The sequence below is a fragment of the Neobacillus sp. Soil_C_43 genome (assembly GCF_057656715.1).
Window position 1 is genome coordinate 61,494 of record NZ_JBDGJV010000003.1, and the last position, 17,992, is coordinate 79,485.

The window sequence follows — 17,992 nt, forward strand, 5'->3', positions numbered from 1 at the left end:
TTTTAAAAACTCACGAGCAATGATTTGACAATTAGATGCCATCCATCAACTAAAATAAATAATAGTATCTTAAAGGGCAGTGAAATCATTACTGGCGGGAGCATCATCATCCCCATTGACATCAAGACACTTGAAACAATCATATCGATGACTAAGAAAGGGATAAAAATCATAAATCCCATTTGAAAAGCCGTTTTCAATTCACTTATTGCGTATGCAGGCACGAGTGCTGTTAGTGGTATATCACTAATTTGATCCGGTTTTTTCATCTTGGCATAATCCATGAAAAGTGCTAAATCCTTTTCACGTGTATGTTTTGCCATGAATTCCTTTAACGGATCACTAGCGGATTTGAATGCTTCCTGCTGTGTCATTTTACCAGCTAAATAAGGCTGTAGAGCGTTATGGTTTATTTCTGAAAAAGTCGGTCCCATTATAAAAAATGTCATAAATAACGATAAACCAATTAACACTTGGTTTGGTGGTATTTGCTGAGTTCCTAGAGCATTTCGAACAAATCCAAATACTACAATAATACGAGTAAAGCTTGTCATTAAAACTAGGATAGCCGGTGCGATAGACAGTACCGTAATTAACATAATGATACGCATTGTATTAGAAACTTTATCTGGTTCACTTGAACCTAAATCAATTCCAGGAATAATGTTCCCAGCTGGACTAGCCGCATGAGCTACCGAAATAAATCCGAGTAATAGGAGCGGAACAAGAATAGCTATTTTTCGTTTCATTGTTCCTACTCCTCTCTGTTTTCTTGATGCATCTTTTGTAAATGTTTGCGAAAAACAGTATCCCAGACTTTTTTAGAATCCTTAGGAAACCATATCGGTGTATTACTTTCTGCAGCTTGGTTTTCATAGCTTTCGAGAAGGTGCTGATACTCTTCTCCTTGAGAGATGGTACGAATCAGTGTAACATCTTCGCCAACACCCACGACATATATGGTTTGGCCAATAAGCAGGATCTGCATGGAACGGTTATTACCCAGGCTGTGTCCGCCTATAGGTAGTACAGGTCCATTGGTTTGCAGTAAGCGCCCTCGTTTTGATAAGAATCGTAATAATAGAAATAAAAGTCCTATAACCAAAATAAACGAGATTATAAATTTTATAAGTAAGGGGAATAAAGAAGGTGATTGACTATCCTCAACTTTTCCCGTTGAAGGAGATGTTTTTTTATCCCCTTTTTGGATAGAATCATAGACGGAAGGCTCGCCGCTTGATGATGAACCAGCGGCAAAACTTGTGGATTGAAAAGAAAATAGATAAAAAAACATAACAAAAAACAACATGGTGCGTTTCATGATTTTCTCCTTCCTTGGAGTTATTTCTACTTGTTTAATTCGCCAGTAATTTGTGCCGCTAATTTCGCATCGATTTTTGCAATTTCGGTTAAAATTTGAGCACGGCTGCTAGTGCTGATTTTTTTCATAATATCCATTGCCACAATAGAATTGGTGCCCATCATGGATTGAATAATAACTGCCGATTGAGCAGGCGGCATTCCTGCAATTGTCTCTGATAAAGTTTCTGTCGGATTCTCATGTTGTAATGCAAGTTCATGTACTTGCTGTTCAAAAGTTAAGGACTCAGTCTCACTAATTGAAGCAATTTCTTTGAGCAACATCGTTATTTCTGCAGCCTTTTTCGGGTCCTTTATTCCTCCGATAATGCTACTTTGATGTTCTTGATCCAGCATCCTAATTGTTAGTGCAGCATCTTCCAAAGGCATAGCTTCAAAAATAGCAGCTGCTTTTGATGCAGACATATTGGTGTAAATACCAGCTACTTGCTTCATTTCCTCTTGAGACTGTTGAGATTTTTTTTCCTTTAATTGATTTTGTAAATCTGCATTCTCTTGTTTTAATTCCCCTAATGCATTTTGATTAGAGCTAAGTTCCTTTTTTAATTTTGATAGTTTTTGATCTAACTCTTTTACATCTGATTGACTTTTTAAGTACTTATTTTTCCATTCATCTGCATTATCGGGCTTTTGCGCTTCAGCAGAAGGAGGATCATCGATCAGTTGATTAACCAATGGAAGTGCATTTCCCCATTCCTGAAAGGTTTTTACAACTGGAAAACCCATAAAATTCAACAAAAAGGCTACTAAGATAACAGTAAACAGTAACGGAATGATACCAATGTAAAAAATATTTGCTAGTTTTGAACGGTGTTTCTCTTCCATTTGTTTCTCTCCTCATATCCTTCGTGAGTATCGAAGGATGGCCATTTCATCTAACATGGCTTGCTCTTTTCGATCCATTTGCTTTTGAAAAGCTTCCTTGGACTTCGCTTTCCACTGGTTCCACATTTTTGCTTCTTGTGATTTTTCGATTAGCAATTGGTGTTTTTCTTCCACTTTCTTATGAATAATCTGTGATTGATTTTCCAGCTGTTTCATCTTAAGATTTACATGTTCAATTTCTTGTTGGACTTCTAATATCTCCCACACTGTTTTGCGATGGACTTGGTTATATTGATTAAAAATTTCATCCTTTACCATTTCTAATCCTTCAATTTGTTCCTCAATTTGGGTTTGTTGAAGTTTTACAGTACCATATTCCTGATGTGCAATTTCTTTCTCATTTTCTTTAAAATCAAGCACTTTCTGAAAGGAAAAATTAAATTTCATCGCATGATCGCTCCAAATTGTGAAGTTAAGAAGGATTCCGAATCCTCTAAGTTAGAAGTTTCATAGATATCTTGACGTAAAAAATGATCCATTTGTGGCTTTAAACGCATCGCCAAATCAATCTCACGGTTTGATCCTTTTTTATATGCTCCGATATTAATTAAATCTTCTGCCTGATTATAGGAAGCTAATAGATTTTTAAAATTACGGGCAGCGTGTTGGTGTTCGTCCGAGGTTATTTCAGTCATCACACGGCTAACACTGTTTAACACATCAATTGCAGGAAAAATTCCTTTTGCACCAATTGCGCGATTTAAAACAATATGACCATCTAAAATCCCTCTCACTGCATCAGCAATTGGTTCGTTCATGTCATCCCCATCTACCAAAACCGTATAAATAGCTGAAATAGATCCCTTTGGACCAGTTCCAGCTCGTTCTAAAAGCTGTGGTAGCATGGCAAATACTGAGGGAGTATACCCTTTAGTCGTCGGCGGTTCTCCAATGGCTAAGCCAATTTCTCTTTGAGCCATGGCAAACCGAGTAACAGAATCCATCACAAGCATCACGTTCATTCCTTGATCACGGAAATATTCTGCAATAGAGGTAGCTGTTAGTGCGCCTTTTATTCGAATAAGTGCGGGCTGATCGGATGTAGCTACAATAACAACCGATTTTTTCAATCCTTCTTCACCTAGGTTTTGCTCTATAAAATCGAGAACTTCCCGCCCTCTCTCTCCAATTAAGGCAATAACGTTAACATCAGCTGTCGTATTTCTTGAAATCATTCCTAGCAGTGTACTTTTACCTACACCACTTCCAGCAAAAATACCCATTCTCTGTCCTTTGCCCATTGTGAGTAAGCCATCGATTGTCCGTACTCCTACCCCTAGTGGTGAATGAATACGAGGCCTAGCTAGTGGATTGGGTGGTATTGCATGAGTAGGTACTTCCTCTAGTCCTAATGGAAGTGGTTTGCCATCAATGGGCTGGCCGAGACCATCTAGAATTCTTCCCAGCAGCTGGCGACCTGCTTTCACCATCATCTGTTTCCCGCTAGCGACAACGTCACAGCCTGGTCCAATAGACCGAACTTCACCAAGAGGCATGAGAAGCACCTTATTTTCCCTAATACCGACGACCTCAGCTTGAATAGGAATTTGTGAATTTGTTGGATAGATGGAGCACAATTCACCAATTCTTACATCAGGACCTTGTGATTCAATGGTAAGTCCGATGATTTGAGTTATTTTACCATTCACTCTTACCGGATCCACACTTCGAATAAGCTTGGCATAGTTTTCAACTGATAACACTACTTTCCGGCTCCCTTCTCGCTTCTAGAATGACCTTTTTAATCTCTTCAATTTGTGTATCAATACGTGCATCTACACTGCCATATGCGGTTCGAATAATACACCCCTTGATAGAAACGGAATGGTCCGGAATAATTTTGATTTCAGTTTCACCATTTACAACAGCGACAAGGTGAGCTCGTTGCGATTGGATAAAATCAAAGTCATCAGGATGAACACAAACGGTAATAAATTCTTTTTCTTTAAAACGAAGGATATGTTGTTTGATTAACTCAACAAACTGATTTGGATTACTAGTTAATTCTGACTTAATAATATGTGTAGCAATCACAGTACTTAGCTCAAGCAAAAATGGTTCTGCCTCTGAAATAATGGCTGCCTTTTGTTCGTATGCTTGTTCCAACAAGTTTTGAACCTGTTCCATTTTCCCTTGATATTCTCTTAAAACTTCAAACTCAGCTTCTTGTTTTCCAGTGGTGTAACCTTCCTGATAACCTTTTTGTTTCGCTTCAATAGATAAATCCTCAAGTTTCTGATGATTTTCATCCCACCATTGGCTTATTTTTTCTTCTGTTGCTGATTCTAGTAATCGCGCATTTTTCTCTGCATTTTCTACAATGGTTTGTGCTTCTGCTTCAGCCGCTTGAATTATTTGTTGCAGATAAACACTATTCACCGCATCATTAGTTTCTTGATGCGGTGTCTCTTGGTCGTTACGATTAATAACTATCCGTGGTTGAGAAATTACTTTTTTTTCTTCAAGTACCGATAGATTGGAAGACTTAAACACCTTAGAATAAGACATCATCCGAACCACCTCGAGCTATAACAACTTCACCGGAATCCTCTAAACGGCGGATGATAGAAACAATTCTTCCTTGTGCTTCCTCCACATCCTTAACTCTAACCGGTCCAAGGTACTGCATTTCTTCTTCGAACGTTTCGACCATACGTTGTGACATGTTCTCGAAAATAACTTTTTTGACTTCTGCACTTGAGGCTTTCAAGGCAAGAAGTAAATCCTGATTTTCCACCTCTTGGATGACGCGCTGAATTGCACGCTTATCCAATGTAATGATATCCTCGAATACAAACATCCGTTTTTTGATTTCATCCACAAGTTCAGGGTCCTTCGATTCAAGCTGTTCAAGAATGGTCTTCTCAGTTGTACGATCAACACCATTAAGGATGCTGACAATGGACTCAATTCCACCGACCACAGTAAAGTCATGACGAATCGTCGATGCCAGCTTTTGTTCAAGAATATTTTCTACTTCCTTAATTACTTCAGGAGAAGTTTGTTCTAATACCGCTATTCTCCTTGCAACATCCGATTGTAATTCTTCAGGTAAAGAAGAAAGAATCATTGAAGATTGCTGCGGCTCCAAATGGGCTAATACCAATGCAATTGTCTGCGGATGCTCATTTTGAAGAAAATGATATATTTGCATGGCGTCCACACGACGAGCAAAATCAAAGGGTTTCACTTGTAATTGTGTCGTTAGACGATAAATAATCTCCTGTGCACGATCTTTACCTAATGCCGACTCTAATACATCTTGCGCATAGCTAATACCACCCATTTGCAGGAAGTCTTGTGCTATACACATTTCATGAAATTCCTTCAACACTTCTTCTTTTTCTTTCTGGTCCACCTTCTGAATATTAGCAATCGCGAGGGTTAACTGATCAATCTCTTCCTCAGGTAAATGCTTAAATACCTTGGCAGAGCCCTCCTTGCCCATCGCAATAAGCAATATCGCTGCTTTTTGTTTTCCAGTCAACTTTAGTGCTGTAGCCATGGGACTTAAACCTCCTCTTCATGTATCCATGTTCTAATAACTTTTGAAAAATCTTCCGGTCTTTGCTCAAGCAGCTTTTTCAATTGACTTTCCACACTCATATCCTGCTCAGCAAAATAATCCGCTTCTTTAACTGGTCCTGATGTAGATAAATCAAGTTCTTCTTCCATTTCCTCTTGTTTCTGTTTTCTTCTACGTAATAACATCCATGTTAGTCCTCCAAGTAATAGGAGTCCTCCAGCAACTGAAGCGCCGATTAACAGCCAATTTTGTGCAGATGCACTTTCCACAGCAGTATTCTTTGCAAATGAATGAGGAAAAACAGTGATCCGCTGATCAATTTCTTTTTGGCTTAAATTTGGATGCCCCAGTGCCGTACGTACCGTATTAGCCACAATATTTCTGATATTATCTTGTGTGGCTTTTGATAATGTATTGGCTTTAGCAGAATCCGGCTCTACACCAACATTGATAGTAATATCCTCTATTTGATACGGACTTTTTATGATTTCGTTATTGATTCTATTAACCTCATAATTGACCCTATTTTCAGACTCTTCATAATTGCTATCGCCACCTGAATTAGTCCCAACATAACCAGGAACATCGGTTTCACCTGTTCCAACTACCCCGCCAGGATTTGAACCCGTTCCATTGTAAGACTTGGAGGTTTTTTCTGAACTGATTGCAATTCCGTTATTATTATCATCGGTAGGCTTAACTAATTTTTCTTCTGTTTTGACTTTATCAAAATTCATCTTTACAAACGTGTGAACGAATACTTTATCCGTTCCAAGTATGTTACCTAATAAACTATGAAGATCTTGCTGAATATCCCGTTCAACATCTTGCTGCACCTTGCGTTGTTCATCATATTTATCCAAAGCTTGGTCATCATCTTCAGGATCCGCCAGTGCCAATGTCTCGCTATACTGATTCATAATAGTGATGTTTTCTACCGGCAAGTTAGGGACACTGCGGGAAACTAGCGTATATAAAGCCTTTATTTGTTGGGAACTTAGTTTTTCACCCGGTTCCACTTCTACCATTACTGAAGCACTTGCTTTTTGTTCATCTCCTTGTTGAATGAACACTGAATTTTCAGGTAAGGTCACAATGACCTCCGCATTTTTAATTCCAGCCACATGTTTAATCACTTCAGCTACTTGATTTTGCATCGCTTCACGTTCAAGAATATCGTACTGTCTGTCAGTTGCTCCAAAAGAAAGATTTTGACCAAAAATATCGTAGTTAATTTTGTTGTCTTTTGGATACCCTTGAGAGGCAAGACTAACTAATAGATCTGGTGCATCTTTTTTTGGCACTTCTATACTTGTTCCCGTGTCGGAAAGTTTATACTCTGTGTAGCCTTCCTTGTCCAATTCTGCTTTTATGTCTCCAACTTCCCTTTGGGATAATTGACCTGTGTATAATGGTACATATTGAGGTCGTGACGCAAAGAAGATAAAGGTAGAAAGGGCAACTAAAAGAAATAAAAATGTCCCTATGATGAGTCCTTTTTGTTTTGAACTTTTGGAGTTCCACCAACTGCCAAATAGCTCTCCTGTATGTTTAAGTTGATCTATCCATGATCGATTCATTTCTCACCCTGCCTAGCTTTCTATCATTCTTTAAAATTGCATCCGCATCATTTCTTGGTAAGCCTCTACTGCCTTGTCCCTAATAGTAACGGTTAGTTCTAAAGCAACCTTCGCCTTTTGTGATGCAATGGTTACATCATGTATATTATCAATTTCCCCTGCCGCAGCTTTGACGGTTAAATCAGAGGCTTGCTTTACTGTTGTATCGACGTTTTCCAGGTACCCTTTAAGTACGCCCGAAAACGTGTTTGGAGTCGAACTTGATTCCACATTTTGAATAGGATTTTGATTAATTTTGATTAGTCCACTATTTATACCAGAAACGTTCATTTATGTTTCCCCCTAACGGCCTATTTCTAAAGCCTTTAACATCATTGATTTTCCAGTATTAAATGAAGTGACATTCGCTTCATATGCTCTTGAGGCAGCCAATAAATCTATCATTTCCTTTGAAAGGTCAACATTTGGCATCATGACATAGCCATCCGCATTCGCATCAGGATTTGATGGGTCAAAAACCATTTTGAATGGTGTCTTTTCATTAACTATGCCTGAAACTCTAACTCCTTGGAGTTGGGATTGTGATTGTTTTTCCATTGCCCCTTGTAAAACTTGATTAAATGATTTCTCTCTTGGTTCCATCATCACCATTTTTCGTCGGTAGGGTTCCCATTTTCCATTTACAAAAGTTCCTCTTGTCGATTCTGCATTCGCAATATTGGAAGAGACAACATCCATTCGTAGACGTTGTGCGGTCAAGGCAGATGCACTAATATTTAACGAATCGAACATGTTCTTTAACTCCTTCCTTTAATCGCTATTGATAATTGTTGAAATTCACTGTTAATTTGTTCCGTAAGTGTATAATACCAGAGTGAATTTTTTCCCATGCGAGTCATTTCTTCATCAATATCTACGTTGTTCCCGCTGTTTTGCATGACGGTGTTCGTATTCTCAACAACGCTTGGTGAAGGAATAATGGATGGTCTTCCAATGACCAAATGGCGGGCATCGGAACGATTTCCTTCAAAATTTGTTTGATTAGTTAAGTGTTTTTTCAATATATCCTCAAAAACTACTTGTTTGGCTTTATATCCAGGTGTTTCAGCATTTGATATATTATTAGAAATCACCTGTTGGCGTAAACTAGAAGCATCTAATGCCTTTTGTAGGAGGTTAATATTAGTCAACTTTCTCCTCCTCCTTTCCACCTATAAAACTTTGACATTTTTCGATAAATATCAACAAAATTATTAACATTCAATCATCAATATACTATAAAAAAGGTATTTAAATCTACACTTTTTTTACATAGTAAAAGTGTGTTATAGGAACATTATTTGAATATCAAGCTTTTAACTGGCCAAAAAACTTACTCACGCCTGTAACCCAATGATTATTCAGATTAGTAGGGTCATTCTCTGCACCAACAGGGGCATATTTTCCAGCAATTTTAGTTATGCTTGTTAGCCCCATTCCAAGATAATTCTTACTTATATTTCGAGCCATATCCATAATGCTTTCTTCAATAGAGGAATAGGATCTTAACCCATTTTTCCCCATCATTCCAGCGATGTTATTTTTAACATTGGCTGCTTTTGATGTTCCATTACCCGTTTCATGTTGAGCAATCGCTGCCAATAATGCTGGATCAACATTATATCTTTGTCCAGCTTGAATAAATGTTTGTCCCATCCCTTGCAATTTTCCGCCAAGCCCTTGATTAATTTTTTCAGCACTTATGGATTGAAATCGTAAAGATTCTCCTGAGTTAGCCGCAAACGAATCCATTCCCATATTTGAATTTTCATTGGTAAAGGTCATGTTTTCTATAAAGGAAGGAAACGTGGGTTGGATGGAAGATGGTGCATCGCCATTCATCATTTCATTTAAAACCGATGTAAAAAGGTTTGCAAATTCAGAATTAGTCGTCCCCATTTGTGAAGTTAATTTTTCATTACGGGACAATGTACTAGTTAACATAGTTTTGGTAAACCAATCATCACCTATTTTCAATGGAAAGCTCCTTTCTTCTTCATTTTTATATTCTGCTAAGTCCATAGCGAAAAAGAAGCGTGACTACGATTAATGCATCCGTGGTCACGCACAAGTATGTGTCAAACTTGACAACATTTTAAATACGATTGCATTAAATTGCACCTTCTAAAATCTTGCTTACATCACCTAAACATTCTTCCGTAAGCATTGAAATGCATGTTAGCTGACCATTTTCAATTTTCCCTTCAACTAGGACAATCGTATTGGTATCATGTTCTTGTTTCATTGCCAGAATTTGTTTCCCCATATAAACTACATTTTTCACAATAAAGTAGGACCGATTGATTGGGTATCCAAGCGTTATTTTAATTGGATGCTTGAAAAATGGTTTCTTCTTTTTAAATTCCATTAAATTTAAAATCTTACTATTAGCACGTTCGTCTGTTTTAATTTGTTGCAGGAACATTCTTTTTTCCTCTCCTTAACTGAATGTTAAAGAATATAAAAATAACCCCGCCTTTTTGAAGGGGGGTTAACAGACAAAAATATCTTTCAGTTGGGTATAGAAGTCCTATACCTTTGTAGACATTTTATACCTAGGTAAAACACCCTATCTTTTGGCAGCTGGCTGGCATAGTGATTTTCTCCTTAGCCCCTTTAGCTTTGCGCCACTGATTTTCATCAGTTTTGCCTTGATCGAGATTCAATGTTTTTAGTATCTAAATAATCTCTAATCAAATAATAGAATGTTTTAACAATATCGAATATCCGACCATTTTCCCATTTTTGTCGAATCTACTGGGTATTTAGTCCTAAATTATAGAATATTACGTAGATTTATTAAGAATCATGTCATAAATTGTCATTTATTCAAATTTTTATGACTCGATCTATGACTTTTTTACCTTTTAGAATCTAAAAAAATTCCATTTGTTTGCTTACTATAAGTCCTATATTGTTGAGAGACAAGTTTTTGCTTCTTTTGCTGATTAATAAGGTTTTTTGTTTCTTTGAGATTTTCATCTAATAGAGGTGCCATTTGTTGATCTAACAAGTAAGTGTCTTTTAACAATTGCTGCTCATTTGAAGTATATACATAATTCTTTTCGTGGTTTTTTTGCGCATCCACTCTACTCATTAATGCCTGTCTGTCATTAAGTAGTTTTTCAAATTCCTCATAATTTTCTTCTTTTAAGGAACTGCACATCTCTAGTGTTACTTCATAAATACTTTTTAGTATTTCTTCCATTTTTATCTCAGACCTTAGCTTTTTATTTTGGCTTGTTTCATTGCAGTTGACCAGGTATCCGATAATTCGACAGCGAATCCTTCAACTTCATCTAGTATTTCCGAATTCTTATTAAGATTCGCTTCGATTAACCGGGATTTCATATAATCATACATAGTAAGTAATTGTTCCGCTACACTATATTCTTTTTTTAAGGTTATCATTAATTCACTTAAAATATCCTGTGCTCTTAAATTATAGTTATTGCTATCTTCAAAGTTGTTATTTTTTAGAGCTGATTTAGATAATCGAATAAATTTGACTACTCCTTGATATAACAAGAAGGTAAGATCTTCTGGTCTTGAAGTTGTGACAGCTTGTTTTTGATAAGTTTGATAAGGATTATTTAGACCCATAATTATTTCTCCTTTTTCATTCACACATTTTCGTCTATAAAAGATTATCGGATAAACTATGTAATAGTTAAGTTCTTTGAAAAAAAACATAACAAAAAATATAAATAAAAGGGTCTGTTAAACTTGCCTGTTGATTTCCGCTTAAGGCACAAGCGGTCCGTGGGTGTTTCGGCGAGCCTCCTCGGCCAAAAAAGCGCTTGCGGGGTCTCCCCTGAACCATACTCCCACAGGAGTCTTCGTGCCTTCCGCTTCAATCAACAGGGTGTATAAATCAACACTGTTCTTTAACACAGCCAAATAAAAAAAAGATAGTCCAATTCAAAATGGAGTATCTTTTTTTTATTTGCTTAGCTGCCGACCTGGAGAACAATTCCAAACCCATCAATAAGATAGTTAAGTCTTTGATTATACGATTTGAGGTTTTGAATTTTAGCTGCATCCCCCAATTTATTAAATGCAGTAATTTCTCTAGCAAGCTTAGAAACTTCTAACTGTAATTCGTCATTTCGTTTTTTCTCTTGTCTTAGTTGCTGTTCCCTCTTAACTAGCTTTTCCTTAAGGGCTTCTTTTTCATGATTGATTGTCGATTTCATTGTCTCAACTTGTTGAACAGCTTCCTGGTTTTGAAGTGCCATATTGGTTAATTGGTATAACCCTCTCAACATTTCATTTAGGTTTAGACCGGGAAGTTGTTGTACGTTCGTAATAAGCCCTGACAAAATATCTAGCAAATCAGTATTCTGTTCAGTATTTTGATAGGTAGCTTGAGGAACTGTAGGTACCTCGTTAATTGCTTCAATTGAGATTACCGGTACGTTATTTTCGTTAATCGTTGTAAATTGAAGGGCATTTTGATTTAATTTTGACTCTTTTTCATTCGACTTTAATGTGGAATAATATTTATAGTTTACAGATTGATAGCCTCGGTTCAGCAGTTGTGCTGCCTCCTCTAATATCTCCGTAATATTCAGTGCACCCTCTTCTTGCCGGTCTTTAATATATTGAAACATAAAGGTAATTTCATTTTTGGTCCATTTACGATTCGTCTTTTTTGAATCCAAATTATTTTGATTATTTTCATTCATATTAAACATCATCAAATTGTTAAAATAATAAACTAATGATCCAGAAGTCAAATTGTTTTTATTCTCCAAGTCATGAATGAAAGACTCTTCTGATTGTCCTAATTCCTGATTCGCAAATGCCTCTTTCAGCTCAGATAGTGCGGATTTTAAACTCATAAGAATACCTCCTACATGATTATTAGAAATGAACGATTGGTACAAAAGCAATAATCTTAAACAACAATAATACAAGCATCAAAATCATTTGTCATTTCAAACGCACTTTCGTTATCATTCTCTTACTATATGTATTCGATCTTATGAATTTTTTATGGGTGTCGTTCAATCAAAAAAATCTATTACTAGTATTTACATGAACATGTTAATTATATAAAATTTGTAATTATCTGTAAACAACTTATTTAAATATTAATAGAGGCTTTTTTAGTAGAAAACAACAAAAAAGCCTCTCTTTTTAAATGAAGAAGGCTTTTTTTATAGGCTGTGTAAAATTGACTATTGATTTCCGCTCCAGTCACTTCGCTTTCCGTGGGCGTTTCGGGGAGCCTCCTCGGCGTTTCCGCCTGCGGGGTCTCCCCTGAACCGTACTCCCACAGGAGTCTTCGTGCCTTCCGCTCCAATCAACAGGGTATACAAATCAACATTATTCTTTAAAGCAGCCTTTTTATAAACAAATATTATCGTTCCTTTAAGCGGATTTGTCTTTGTTTTTCAAAACAATGCTGGATAATTTTCATTTGATCAGGTCGTTTGATTGAAGTGAATTCTAGAGCTACATATCTTCTTTCGATCTCTCTCATCAAACTACTTCGAATTACTTTTCCTTGAATTGGGACTTGTACTAGTTCCTTACTCCGTAAATCTGGAACGAATAAGGTACCAGCAATTTCTTCACCCTCATGAAATTGAGAATCTAGTTTACATGAAAATAGTACTCCGCCAGCACTAATATTGATGGTATGTAGTTCACTCCCGTCAATCAATAAACGTAAATTTGAATTCACTCGTACATTTTCTCTATGTTGGATTTTGATAATCTCATTTTCATTCGGCTTCGCTAGGCGGAGCAGTGGGATGGTATCTCTAGTTCTGCCAATAATTTCAGTCCTAAATTCAAATTTATTTTCACCAATAATATAAGATATTTCTAATTTTGTCCCTATAGATAACAGACCAATTATTTCTCTATCAAGTGGAATACTAATGAGAATCTCTTTTTCTCCAATCTCGGCAATATTTGACTTACAGGATAGTTCATGGGTTAGTATATCGATCATTATGTTTTGGTTCACTTTTGGATACATAGAGTCCTCCTGATAATCTGTTCAATTAAATTATGTCTTATTTATATTTTATCGGATATTGGAAAAAAAAGTTAAGGATAAAATTGTATAAAAAAAGGGCAATCACAAAAAAATTGCGCTGCCCCATATGATTAACGTAAGAAATCTACTAAAGAGGGTTGGATAATACGAGCACCAACAGATAATGCAGCCCGCTGCACATTCTCTTGGGCTTTTAGATTGGTGATAACTTCTGCCATATCAACATCCTCTTCACCCGATAATAACCGTGTAGTAGATACCTCAAGCCCGTCTATTCGTGAGATACTTAATTCCATCCGGTTCATTCGTGCCCCTAATTCAGACCGATGTCTGAGAAGGTTGTCCATTTGGCCGTCTAATTGTGCTAAATGGTCTGTTGATCCTGGATTGGGAGAACGAAAATCAGTTTCAATATCTGAAAGTACTTTAAAGATCCCGCCAGCTCCATCGTTGTTAAATACATCTATGCCCTTCACATTGATTTGCACTGTGTTATTTTGCCCCACCACTAATTCTAGTTTTTCATTGTTAGCATTTGTAAACTCTTTTGTAGCACTGCTATATGGAGGAGTTTTTACATCGGTACCTGCAAAAATATATTTTCCAGCTATCTGAGAGTTTGAAATCTCCCCTAGATGCTCTTTTAATTGGCTGATTTCTTCAGCAATAGCATTCCGGTCGGTTTCACTATTCGTTCCGTTCTTACCTTGTATTGTAAGCTCTCTTACCCGTTGAAGTACAGAGGTGGATTCATCAAGTGCTTCGTCCGTTGAAGTCATCCAGGAAAGTCCATCATCTGCATTTCTTTTATACTGATCAATTTCGTTTAATGATGAACGATAAAACATGCCTCGTACTGCTGTTACTGGATTATCAGAGGGTTTATTGATCTTTCTGCCTGATGATACCTGTTCTTGTAATTGGTCCATCGTCTTATTGGTTCGCTGTAAATTAAACAACAAATTCTGATTCAATATATTTTGAGTGACACGCAAGGTCATATTATCCCTCCTACAAGCCTACACGGCCCATGCCGTTAATGATTTTATCTAGACATTGGTCCACTACTGTTACCATCCTTGCTGAAGCATTGTATGCCTGCTGAAACTTAATCATGTTCGCCATTTCTTCATCCAACGATACACCAGATACAGACTGGCGGCGGTTCTCTACTTGTTGAATAATCACTTCTGAGTTGCTTTGCATTCTCTGAGCTTCCTGTGAGTCAATACCTAGCTGACCGATAATATTCCGGTAATAATCATCTGCCGTAGAGTTGATTCCAGGAAAACCAAGAGCAGTAAATTTAATATTAGCAATGTCTTGCGCATTTTTACCATTTCCTGTTGATGATTGGCCGGATGATTCCTCCTTAGCTGCAGCTATCAAACTAGGAGATTTCAAAATGTCAGGATTAACGGCAATATCATTCATACTCGTTCCAATAAAAAACGGCACTTTATTGGTAGAAGTTCCGTTAATATTATCCAAATTCATCCCTTTTTCATGAACGGTATTAACGGCATTGACAAATGTCATCGCTAAATTATTCATTTTCTCCTGAATCGTAGGTATAGTGGATTTTACTCCCCCTCCTAAAATTCCAAACGACTCAATTCTTCCTAATAATTCACCGGAAGTTAAGGTTACTTGAGTATTACCGATTTTTATATTAGCTGGATCCACAACCCCGCTTGAAGTATCAACCGTAAGTGTGTTAGCTGTTTTTCCTGAAACAAGTAAAACGCCACCGACAGAGATGTCAACTACACCTGTATCTTTATTCGGAGGGGAAACCTTTACATCAACTAGCTTAGATAGCTGATCAATTAAAACATCCCGTTGATCATATAGATCATTCGGCTGATATTCATTTGGAACAAGCCGACCAATTTGATCATTGAGGTTTCCAATTTGTGCTGCTAACGAATTAACTGAATCCGTTTTCGTTTTAATAACTAATTTAAGATCATCCTGAATTTGATTTAACGACTCGGAAATATGTCTAAGAGTCTCGGTTACTGCTACCCCTTTTTGGCTTACAACGGCACGGGCGGCAGCACTGTCTGGATTCTTCGACAGTTCTTCCCAGCCCTTCCAAAATTCATCCATTGTATGAGCTAAACCATCGTCAGATGGCTCGTTTAATAGCTCTTCCACTTTGGTAAGAGTATCACTTTTTGCTTCCCAGTAACCCAAACTCTTATTCTCGCCACGCAGCTGCACGTCCAAATAATCCTCACGTAAGCGAACAAGCTTATCTACTTCTACACCGGTCCCTAACTGGATTTGCATACCTGGGATGGAAACTGGCTTAGTTGCGATCATTTCTGCCCGTTGACGTGTATACCCTGTAGTGTTTGCATTCGCAATATTATGACCAGTGGTAGAAAGGGCAGTTTGTTGTGCCGCAAGTCCTCTTTTCCCTAATTCGATCCCATGAAAGGTTGATGTCATGACAAATCCTCCTAAAAAATAAAACTCTAAATCTTAGCATCCAACATGCTAGTATAGCGATTTTTAGCATTTGGACCGTAGCCAATAGCCGGTTCTTTCCTAGCAAACATTCCAATAGAATATTGTATAAATGATAGAGAAGTTTGGATTAATTGTTGGTTATTCTCATTGATCTGAGAAATTTCCTGAATTAACCTGCGCAATTGTTTTGCGGCATTTGTTAGTTTAGCCTTATAAGTGTTATCTTGTTGTATATTTGTTAATTCTTCTAAGGTATAGGAAACACTATTGATGCCCTTCTGAACCATATATTCTTGCACTTTAAGTTTTCTAATTTGTTCTAGTTTTTGAATTTCATCTACGCACATGGCTTCACGATGAATTTGACTTTGAAGACCCTGAATATTACCTTCCACCAGCAAGCTTCTTTTCCCTTTGGCCAGGTCTAGTAATCGTGTATGTGCTTCGACCATTGTTTCTAAGGTTTGAATAATTGTGTTCAGGGGTTCCATTTACTTGTCTCCTAGATAGATGTATTTTTCCAAAACGCAGTCATTTTTTCAGCAATTTTGCTGCTGTCTACTTTGTAGGTTCCGTCAGCAATTTGTTGTTTCAATTCCTGAATGCGCTGTTGACGTTGTGCTTGTTCAGACATCATGGCTTGAGAGATTTCACGGCCGCGTGATGAAATGCTAACGTCTGCAGAAGTAGATGTCTTTTTAGTGGTGTTATTTGTATTTGAACGATTCGATTGATTTTGGTAGGAATAAAAACCAACTTTCGTATCATTAATTCTCATTTGTAGTTCCCTCCTATTCCTTTATTAATTCTTATCGGTATATTTATTTAAAAGTTTAGTTATTGTAATAAATTTTGTTTCTTTTATCGAAAAGATCATATTCTATATAATTGTATCAAATTATTCTTTTGATTTCATTATGTTATTAACAACATAAAATTCAAAACAGCCGAAAGGGTTGCTTTCCGCTGCTGGTCATTTTTATGATTTACTATCCACATTTCCACCGACAAAGTCGATTTGTAAGTCCTGCATCTGACGAAGGTATACTTCGGTCTTCCCTGGTGTATAGTTATGAATTGGCTTATTTTGAGTCGTTTCTATTTCTGCCCCGCCTTGTTTCCAGTCAATAGTTAGCTCAGTAGGTGTAAAGTGAATTTTTACAGAACCGTAACTTGGGATAAAACCAATATTAAATTCAGCTGGCCCTGGGTTTGCTTTAGCAGACACAACAGATTGTATCGCATCATTTTTTTTTTCAATTGCCGCGAATTGATCGCCTTCTTGTGCTTTTTCGGCTACCGCTTCTAATGCTTCTTGTTTTGCGAACGCTGCCATATCTTCACTAAATACACTATTACTTTTAAAGTTTAGCTCATTCCATAATTGCTCTTGATCAATATCAAGGTGGCTCGGGTTACGTTCTATAGTCATCATGGCGGGAATCTGTTTAATCGATTGATCAGCTGGCTTTTGTTCAATCTCTTGGACGGGCTGTGTTATGCGGAGTCCAATCTGGGCATAGGTTTGATGTAGTCTAATTTGTGGAAACTGCATGATAGTTCACCATTACCTATACTTTTTTATCAACTAAGAGACCGAGGTAATCAGTCATTGCTGCGTACATATCTAGGAGTTTCTTAGAAGGAATTTCTTTGACTACTTCGTTTGTTGTATCATCAACCAAGGTTACATAGTATTCTTTTAACTCATCATGAAATTGGAATTTTAAATGAGTATTGGAAGCCTTTAGAAATTCATTCATACTGTTGATGACTTTTTCAGTTTTTTCTTTTGTCTGTGCTTGTTGTTGTGGTGGTGATTGAGGTTGCTCTTTTTTCTCGGGCAATACTTCTTTAATCTTGGCGGTTCCCTCCACTTTAGGAACGGTGTAATCAACTGATTGGTTAGTAGAATTGGACAATTTATCTATCATTTCATGTCCCCCTTTTGTACAGTTTCTATTAATCCTATTATCGGATGGGAAAAGGGAATGTTTAGAGTAATTGGAAAATTTAACACTAGTTTTGGTATTATTAGGTCAAAAACTATGAATACGTTATAACAGAACATAGGTTCTATATCTATTTGGG

At 37.0% G+C, this 17,992-nt stretch carries 23 protein-coding genes and 1 riboswitch; all 23 genes read right to left on the minus strand.

The window, feature by feature from the left end:
• Positions 1 to 2: 2 nt before the first annotated feature.
• On the minus strand, positions 3 to 749 hold the full coding sequence (gene fliP, locus AC3A54_RS06600; RefSeq protein ID WP_487653853.1) for a flagellar type III secretion system pore protein FliP: 747 nt from the start codon (positions 747 to 749) through the stop codon (positions 3 to 5).
• 5 nt (positions 750 to 754) lie between these two features.
• A complete protein-coding gene (locus AC3A54_RS06605; protein ID WP_487653854.1) occupies positions 755 to 1,321 on the minus strand; it encodes a flagellar biosynthetic protein FliO in 567 nt (188 codons plus the stop codon).
• Between the two features lie 26 nt (positions 1,322 to 1,347).
• Entirely contained in the window at positions 1,348 to 2,205 is an 858-nt protein-coding gene (locus AC3A54_RS06610) for a MotE family protein (protein ID WP_487653855.1), read from the minus strand.
• 12 nt (positions 2,206 to 2,217) lie between these two features.
• Positions 2,218 to 2,652 carry a flagellar export protein FliJ gene (gene fliJ, locus AC3A54_RS06615; RefSeq protein WP_430121570.1) on the minus strand — a complete coding sequence of 145 codons (435 nt, stop codon included), beginning with the start codon at positions 2,650 to 2,652 and terminating at the stop codon, positions 2,218 to 2,220.
• Entirely contained in the window at positions 2,649 to 3,968 is a 1,320-nt protein-coding gene (gene fliI, locus AC3A54_RS06620; protein WP_487653856.1) for a flagellar protein export ATPase FliI, read from the minus strand. Before fliI ends, fliJ begins: the two co-directional genes overlap by 4 nt.
• Positions 3,955 to 4,773 (minus strand): FliH/SctL family protein, encoded by an 819-nt coding sequence (locus AC3A54_RS06625; RefSeq protein ID WP_487653857.1) that lies wholly within the window; start codon positions 4,771 to 4,773, stop codon positions 3,955 to 3,957. The genes fliI and AC3A54_RS06625 overlap by 14 nt, the downstream gene beginning before the upstream one ends.
• Positions 4,760 to 5,770 carry a flagellar motor switch protein FliG gene (fliG, locus tag AC3A54_RS06630; protein ID WP_308079687.1) on the minus strand — a complete coding sequence of 337 codons (1,011 nt, stop codon included), beginning with the start codon at positions 5,768 to 5,770 and terminating at the stop codon, positions 4,760 to 4,762. The genes AC3A54_RS06625 and fliG overlap by 14 nt, the downstream gene beginning before the upstream one ends.
• Positions 5,771 to 5,775: 5 nt before the next feature.
• The gene (gene fliF / locus AC3A54_RS06635) at positions 5,776 to 7,371 is read right to left on the minus strand and encodes a flagellar basal-body MS-ring/collar protein FliF (RefSeq protein WP_487653858.1); all 1,596 of its coding nucleotides are present in this window, start codon (positions 7,369 to 7,371) and stop codon (positions 5,776 to 5,778) included.
• A gap of 30 nt (positions 7,372 to 7,401) precedes the next feature.
• The gene (gene fliE / locus AC3A54_RS06640; RefSeq protein WP_487653859.1) at positions 7,402 to 7,701 is read right to left on the minus strand and encodes a flagellar hook-basal body complex protein FliE; all 300 of its coding nucleotides are present in this window, start codon (positions 7,699 to 7,701) and stop codon (positions 7,402 to 7,404) included.
• A gap of 12 nt (positions 7,702 to 7,713) precedes the next feature.
• Positions 7,714 to 8,163, minus strand: a complete 450-nt coding sequence (gene flgC, locus AC3A54_RS06645; protein ID WP_487653860.1) for a flagellar basal body rod protein FlgC — start codon at positions 8,161 to 8,163, stop codon at positions 7,714 to 7,716.
• A gap of 5 nt (positions 8,164 to 8,168) precedes the next feature.
• Positions 8,169 to 8,561: a flagellar basal body rod protein FlgB gene (gene flgB / locus AC3A54_RS06650; protein WP_487653861.1), complete on the minus strand. Its 393-nt coding sequence runs from the start codon at positions 8,559 to 8,561 to the stop codon at positions 8,169 to 8,171.
• A gap of 157 nt (positions 8,562 to 8,718) precedes the next feature.
• Positions 8,719 to 9,387 (minus strand): glucosaminidase domain-containing protein, encoded by a 669-nt coding sequence (locus AC3A54_RS06655; protein WP_487653862.1) that lies wholly within the window; start codon positions 9,385 to 9,387, stop codon positions 8,719 to 8,721.
• A 133-nt stretch (positions 9,388 to 9,520) separates the two neighbouring features.
• The gene (locus tag AC3A54_RS06660) at positions 9,521 to 9,835 is read right to left on the minus strand and encodes a hypothetical protein (protein WP_487653863.1); all 315 of its coding nucleotides are present in this window, start codon (positions 9,833 to 9,835) and stop codon (positions 9,521 to 9,523) included.
• Between the two features lie 150 nt (positions 9,836 to 9,985).
• A riboswitch (cyclic di-GMP riboswitch) is annotated at positions 9,986 to 10,071 on the minus strand.
• A 199-nt stretch (positions 10,072 to 10,270) separates the two neighbouring features.
• Entirely contained in the window at positions 10,271 to 10,618 is a 348-nt protein-coding gene (gene fliT, locus AC3A54_RS06665) for a flagellar protein FliT (RefSeq protein ID WP_487653864.1), read from the minus strand.
• Positions 10,619 to 10,632: 14 nt separating this feature from the next.
• On the minus strand, positions 10,633 to 11,013 hold the full coding sequence (gene fliS / locus AC3A54_RS06670) for a flagellar export chaperone FliS (protein WP_487653865.1): 381 nt from the start codon (positions 11,011 to 11,013) through the stop codon (positions 10,633 to 10,635).
• A 347-nt stretch (positions 11,014 to 11,360) separates the two neighbouring features.
• A complete protein-coding gene (locus AC3A54_RS06675; protein WP_487653866.1) occupies positions 11,361 to 12,254 on the minus strand; it encodes a hypothetical protein in 894 nt (297 codons plus the stop codon).
• Positions 12,255 to 12,775: 521 nt separating this feature from the next.
• Positions 12,776 to 13,402 carry a flagellar brake protein gene (locus AC3A54_RS06680; RefSeq protein ID WP_335548698.1) on the minus strand — a complete coding sequence of 209 codons (627 nt, stop codon included), beginning with the start codon at positions 13,400 to 13,402 and terminating at the stop codon, positions 12,776 to 12,778.
• 131 nt (positions 13,403 to 13,533) lie between these two features.
• On the minus strand, positions 13,534 to 14,424 hold the full coding sequence (gene flgL / locus AC3A54_RS06685; protein ID WP_487653867.1) for a flagellar hook-associated protein FlgL: 891 nt from the start codon (positions 14,422 to 14,424) through the stop codon (positions 13,534 to 13,536).
• 10 nt (positions 14,425 to 14,434) lie between these two features.
• A complete protein-coding gene (flgK, locus tag AC3A54_RS06690; protein WP_487653868.1) occupies positions 14,435 to 15,880 on the minus strand; it encodes a flagellar hook-associated protein FlgK in 1,446 nt (481 codons plus the stop codon).
• Positions 15,881 to 15,906: 26 nt separating this feature from the next.
• Entirely contained in the window at positions 15,907 to 16,392 is a 486-nt protein-coding gene (locus AC3A54_RS06695; protein WP_487653869.1) for a flagellar protein FlgN, read from the minus strand.
• Positions 16,393 to 16,403: 11 nt separating this feature from the next.
• Positions 16,404 to 16,679 carry a flagellar biosynthesis anti-sigma factor FlgM gene (gene flgM / locus AC3A54_RS06700; protein ID WP_308079701.1) on the minus strand — a complete coding sequence of 92 codons (276 nt, stop codon included), beginning with the start codon at positions 16,677 to 16,679 and terminating at the stop codon, positions 16,404 to 16,406.
• A 201-nt stretch (positions 16,680 to 16,880) separates the two neighbouring features.
• Complete coding sequence (locus AC3A54_RS06705; RefSeq protein ID WP_487653870.1) at positions 16,881 to 17,456, minus strand: DUF6470 family protein; 576 nt, start codon at positions 17,454 to 17,456, stop codon at positions 16,881 to 16,883.
• Between the two features lie 16 nt (positions 17,457 to 17,472).
• Positions 17,473 to 17,835, minus strand: a complete 363-nt coding sequence (gene flaG, locus AC3A54_RS06710; RefSeq protein ID WP_487653871.1) for a flagellar protein FlaG — start codon at positions 17,833 to 17,835, stop codon at positions 17,473 to 17,475.
• Between the last annotated feature and the right edge of the window lie 157 nt (positions 17,836 to 17,992).

Coding starts and splice junctions, on each gene's coding strand:
- AC3A54_RS06605 (WP_487653854.1), bottom strand. CDS start 1,321: ATGAAACGCACCATGTTGTTTTTTGTTATGTTTTTTTATCTATTTTCT.
- fliS (WP_487653865.1), bottom strand. CDS start 11,013: ATGGGTCTAAATAATCCTTATCAAACTTATCAAAAACAAGCTGTCACA.
- fliT (WP_487653864.1), bottom strand. CDS start 10,618: ATGGAAGAAATACTAAAAAGTATTTATGAAGTAACACTAGAGATGTGC.
- fliJ (WP_430121570.1), bottom strand. CDS start 2,652: ATGAAATTTAATTTTTCCTTTCAGAAAGTGCTTGATTTTAAAGAAAAT.
- flgC (WP_487653860.1), bottom strand. CDS start 8,163: ATGTTCGATTCGTTAAATATTAGTGCATCTGCCTTGACCGCACAACGT.
- AC3A54_RS06660 (WP_487653863.1), bottom strand. CDS start 9,835: ATGTTCCTGCAACAAATTAAAACAGACGAACGTGCTAATAGTAAGATT.
- AC3A54_RS06675 (WP_487653866.1), bottom strand. CDS start 12,254: ATGAGTTTAAAATCCGCACTATCTGAGCTGAAAGAGGCATTTGCGAAT.
- fliP (WP_487653853.1), bottom strand. CDS start 749: ATGAAACGAAAAATAGCTATTCTTGTTCCGCTCCTATTACTCGGATTT.
- AC3A54_RS06695 (WP_487653869.1), bottom strand. CDS start 16,392: ATGGAACCCCTGAACACAATTATTCAAACCTTAGAAACAATGGTCGAA.
- AC3A54_RS06680 (WP_335548698.1), bottom strand. CDS start 13,402: ATGTATCCAAAAGTGAACCAAAACATAATGATCGATATACTAACCCAT.
- flgL (WP_487653867.1), bottom strand. CDS start 14,424: ATGACCTTGCGTGTCACTCAAAATATATTGAATCAGAATTTGTTGTTT.
- fliG (WP_308079687.1), bottom strand. CDS start 5,770: ATGGCTACAGCACTAAAGTTGACTGGAAAACAAAAAGCAGCGATATTG.
- flgK (WP_487653868.1), bottom strand. CDS start 15,880: ATGACATCAACCTTTCATGGGATCGAATTAGGGAAAAGAGGACTTGCG.
- AC3A54_RS06610 (WP_487653855.1), bottom strand. CDS start 2,205: ATGGAAGAGAAACACCGTTCAAAACTAGCAAATATTTTTTACATTGGT.
- flaG (WP_487653871.1), bottom strand. CDS start 17,835: ATGATAGATAAATTGTCCAATTCTACTAACCAATCAGTTGATTACACC.
- AC3A54_RS06625 (WP_487653857.1), bottom strand. CDS start 4,773: ATGTCTTATTCTAAGGTGTTTAAGTCTTCCAATCTATCGGTACTTGAA.
- flgM (WP_308079701.1), bottom strand. CDS start 16,679: ATGAGAATTAATGATACGAAAGTTGGTTTTTATTCCTACCAAAATCAA.
- fliF (WP_487653858.1), bottom strand. CDS start 7,371: ATGAATCGATCATGGATAGATCAACTTAAACATACAGGAGAGCTATTT.
- AC3A54_RS06705 (WP_487653870.1), bottom strand. CDS start 17,456: ATGCAGTTTCCACAAATTAGACTACATCAAACCTATGCCCAGATTGGA.
- fliE (WP_487653859.1), bottom strand. CDS start 7,701: ATGAACGTTTCTGGTATAAATAGTGGACTAATCAAAATTAATCAAAAT.